Below are 4,228 nucleotides of genomic sequence, written 5' to 3'. Positions count from 1 at the left end.
CCGAGAGACTGTGCGGTCATGCCTTCTCGGCCTCGGCAGCGCCCCTCGCTACCGGGCTGGCTTCACGACGGATTGCACGCTGCCCTCGAAACCAATGGGCGAAAGATCATATGATAGTAGTGAGGCGTTTTGAAATGTTGCAAACCAACGGAACGGATTGTGGCGACACTTGCCTGCGACAGGCACCGATAAATTTCTCCCTCCCGATTGATTTCTTCAAGGTCAAGAGAGCTCGACACATTGCCACACACGCTTCCTGCACTATTCAAAAGTTGCAGAGTTTCAATTTGTAACCACTCGTAGTGCTCCCCCAAGAGCATTTTCACACTGGTGCCGCCTACATACGGCAGCATAATGGAGAAATATCCGTCATGCAGATGGTGTGCTCTAAGCAAGAGGACCTCCGACTCGTGTGTTCTCCCTATCGAGACTTTCACAGGTGAAAATCGCACATTCATATCTTCCGGACACAGATCAAGTTGAAATCTTTGCTGTACTAGCGCGCTGAATGTGAAGTCAAGCCCCAAGCCGCGAGTATCGTACGCGCCCAGCCTATAAGGTGACGGCAGGCGCCTGACATTCTTCAAAACGCTTTCTATATGATAGAAAGACTTCTTGCGATCCAATTCCATAAAGTTGTCGTGCTGGAAGTCCTTGAAATATTCCAACTCCGCTTCAATCGGCATGTGAGCATGACGGAATAAAGCTGCATGGGCGGCCCGCTGCAAGATGGAATACTCATGCGTTACACCTGTCTTGGTAAACGTCGCCCGCGCGTCGTTGATGAACCGCACGCATTCACCTTGAACATCGGCGACTTTCTTGTACTGATTCTCGCTTAGTTCGATCTCCTCAAAAATTGGGTCTCCGTCCAAATCATAGTCAACAACCGGCCCTTCCTTGGCTGTACAGCATTGCTCAAATAGATCATATTTCCACCAAGGTGTCGTAATGAGTCCTTTACTGTCCGCCGACCGGTACGGTTCATCAGAGGCTATAACATAGCGACCAAGTAGCTCTATCTTCAATTCTTCTTTAAAGGTGCGACTCAAATATTCCAGCGTTCTGCCGTTATAGCCTGTGTCTGCCAAAATAACGGTATCTCCTTCCTCGACCTCCAATTGCCTTGACATATAGCGCATCAAGCGGGCACGCAAGGCAGATGAGTTCTTGAAAACCAAATCTAACACATCATCGTCGCGCAGCAGCTGATAGAACGCCGTCTGTGGATCGGACGATTTATGGGCGATCCGTATTAACGATTCAGTCACTTCTTGCGGCAGCAAAAGCTGTCTTGCAGCGCAATGAAAATCGTGAAATTCGGGATTGATCCCGCTAATGTAATAATCAACATCGGCGCGGGTTCTAAAAGAGGCTGCAATAGCAATGAATCCACGGATGCGTACCAGCTTGCCAACGGGCTTGCCCGCATAGGCCTCACAGGCAGCTGAAAGAAGATAAGCATCACGCAACAGAAACAAGACCTTTACTTGCTTGCCCTGCTGTTGTAGTGTGTTCACCTCGTCCATAAGAAATCGGCAATAGGCATATAGCACCGGGCCAAACGACATGTAGCCGATCACTGTCGCAGGCGCGCATCGCTGTAGGTTGGCTACAGAAAAAATCGGTCGAAATGGACTATAGCAGGGCATAACGACCGTTGCGGGTGCTGCCTGCTCGAGCACGATTAACGGAGATGCCGCGTGCTGTAGGCGCAAAAAGTCTGCTACCTCTCGATCAAACTGCAGGAAATGGAGCGCACGTACGCCCAACTTCCGCGGCGCTTGCACGTCGGATACTTCATTATCCCCGATATGAAGCAGTTGCGATGCAGGCACGCCACAATCTTTGATTACAATCTCAAAAAGGGCATTACTCTTCAACGTCCCGTAATCGACAGAGCAGTAAACCTTGCTGATTGCTAGCAAAACGTCCCCAGGCAAATGCTGAGCCAAGAGGCGCCTTAACTCGTCTTCCCGCAAATACGTATCGCTCACGATGATAATTTTGAGACCATGGGTGTGCGCTTGCCTGATCAGGTCCACGTAAGGTGAGAATGCAAAGCAAATGTCAATTTCGGTCCGGATTTCTGTCTCGGCCAATAGCTCCCGTTCCTCACCGGAAAGCGACGTAAACAACCGATAAATATCGCGGATGTCGATCTGACATGATCCGTTCTCTAAACGCTTCGCTCGATAGGCCCGCGCAGCAGCACTAATGCGTTGGTGTGGGGTTATCCCCAAGCTTCGCGCGACGGGACTATCGGCCAGAACGGCAAAAACATCTTCAGGTGTCGCTGTCTTGCGCCACAGCAATGTATCGAAACAGTCAAGTGAGAGTACCTTTACGGAATCCCCAAACACGCCGAGGATATTTGGGATATCGGGCGCCTTTATCTGCATCTTATGGTGCGTATCGGCCATGTCGGTCCAGGGTAGGCGATCCTCCGGCTTTTGCTGTCGGGCGGTCTGTTCTGTCAGATCTCGCCCGGGCGGAAACATTGCATGATGGTGATGGATAGACGGATGTTCCATACGGTACTTGTCAAAAAGCAGCGGATCATCCGCCTTCTGTATACTCGCGCCCAAGCGCTCCGGTATATGCTGCACGTGTTGCTCCTTTAAGTATTGTTCGCGCAAGCGCGATCGTTCTGGCTGAGAGCTTCTCACTTGTTGTCCAGTCGCGGGTATAGGCCTCCGCACCGCCAGAATGTCGGGGTTAGCGGCCCCCTTTCGCTACACAGCTTCCAATGAGCCGGGACGAACTAGAAATGTCCTGAACTGGTTGGGAGAGTGGGGTTGGAACTCGGGGCTGCGCGGCAAGAGTCCGCTGTCCTACTGCTAGACGGTTCCCCATCTGGTCTTTAACCTCTGCTCTTGCAAAAACGAAACGCGGATTACGTCAAGAGAAATAGGACTATTGGTTGATCCGCCGCATGTCACCAAGCGTTGTCCGGAGGTTATCACTGCATAGAGCGGCCCGTCAACGTGGTGATGCAAAGCGACTTGTTTGCCAAGTAGTTGATTATGTTGAGAACGACAGCGTTTGTACGTGCAGGAGCTTTGTGATGTTTTGATGAAGATATGTTAAAGGTGATGCACGTAGTGACCCGCCTTGATGCACGGCGATGAGTTTTTGGCGGCCTGAAGCTGCGACGGGGTTGCCCTTGCGGTGCTTTTTCACAAGTCTCACCGCCGCCGGCGATGATCCGTCGTGATGGAAGGCGGAGTTTGCGGGTTGAGAGGTCAGCGGGTTCGTTCGGAGCATCCGGCGCCCCGTCGGCTATGTGATGAGCCGCGGGATGCGATCGAGGACTATGCGCAGGATGCCCTGGTCGGGGCAGGATGTTGGCAGGTGCAGGCGGATTTGCGATCTCGTCTCGACCACCCGCGCAGCGAGTTTGATGAGGCGCAATCGCAGCGTGTCGAATTTGGCGACGGCAAAGCTCGAGCGCCTCGGCGTCACGGCCCGCAAACATGCGAACATAAAAGGAATGTTCTTTCTTCATCAGGGATGCACTGGGATGGATCGCTCGATCACACATGTTGATACCCCTCCTGTTGAGGCTGAATGATTCTCAGATCAAGGTGGCGGATGGTGTGGTTGCGGAGGTCGCCGACTGCATTGATGAGGGTCTCAGGTCAGCGCAATTGGGCGAGCGGTGCCCCATTACGGCAGCTAGGGCAATCGCTCGAAGATGACGTTGATGTCAGTTATTGCAGCAAGCCGGTATGATCTGCATTCCATCAGATTGATGATCCGAGCCCTGATACCCTTTAGATAATGCTCACTTGGCTCGCATTGGATGACAGAAGGTCTGATGCGCTCATAGTCAATGGCCTTAACGAGATCGTAATCCAGTCCTTCGCAATCAATCGATAAGAAATCGATTTTATTGGCATAGGGGGTCAATAGTTCATTGATACCGATCGCACTCACCTCAATATGTTCTCGGATACCTCCTATGCCGTCGAAGTCGCCGAAACTTTCGACATGTGCCTTATCCACGGAGGAAAGCTCATGGGCGTTTCCGATGAAGAGCGTGGCGGATGCTTGCGGAGTGGGCAAGACAACTGATGGCACAAGAACGTCTTTCGGGCGCGCAGTCCGGATCAGCGCTCCCAATTCAGGAATGGGTTCAACCAAAACACCTCTCGCGCCTCGTTGGTACATAAGATAGGTACTTGATGTAGAGATTGGATGATTAGCGCCGATCTCGACATAGAAC

At 52.0% G+C, this 4,228-nt stretch carries 2 protein-coding genes and 1 pseudogene; all 3 read right to left on the bottom strand.

The window, feature by feature from the left end; translation table 11 throughout:
* Positions 1–62: 62 nt before the first annotated feature.
* Positions 63–2,609 carry an HAD family hydrolase gene (locus tag EN780_RS28635; RefSeq protein WP_128275965.1) on the bottom strand — a complete coding sequence of 849 codons (2,547 nt, stop codon included), beginning with the start codon at positions 2,607–2,609 and terminating at the stop codon, positions 63–65.
* Between the two features lie 673 nt (positions 2,610–3,282).
* Positions 3,283–3,441, bottom strand: a pseudogene (locus tag EN780_RS28630) (transposase); the annotation flags it as partial.
* Positions 3,442–3,678: 237 nt separating this feature from the next.
* On the bottom strand, positions 3,679–4,228 hold a 550-nt coding region (locus tag EN780_RS28625; RefSeq protein WP_133372750.1), incomplete at its 5' end, for an FkbM family methyltransferase.

Source organism: Mesorhizobium sp. M4B.F.Ca.ET.089.01.1.1 (assembly GCF_004022605.1).
In the GTDB taxonomy this organism is placed as follows: domain Bacteria; phylum Pseudomonadota; class Alphaproteobacteria; order Rhizobiales; family Rhizobiaceae; genus Mesorhizobium; species Mesorhizobium abyssinicae.
The sequence above is the reverse complement of the archived record's forward strand: the minus strand, read 5'-3'. Positions and strand labels throughout refer to the sequence as shown.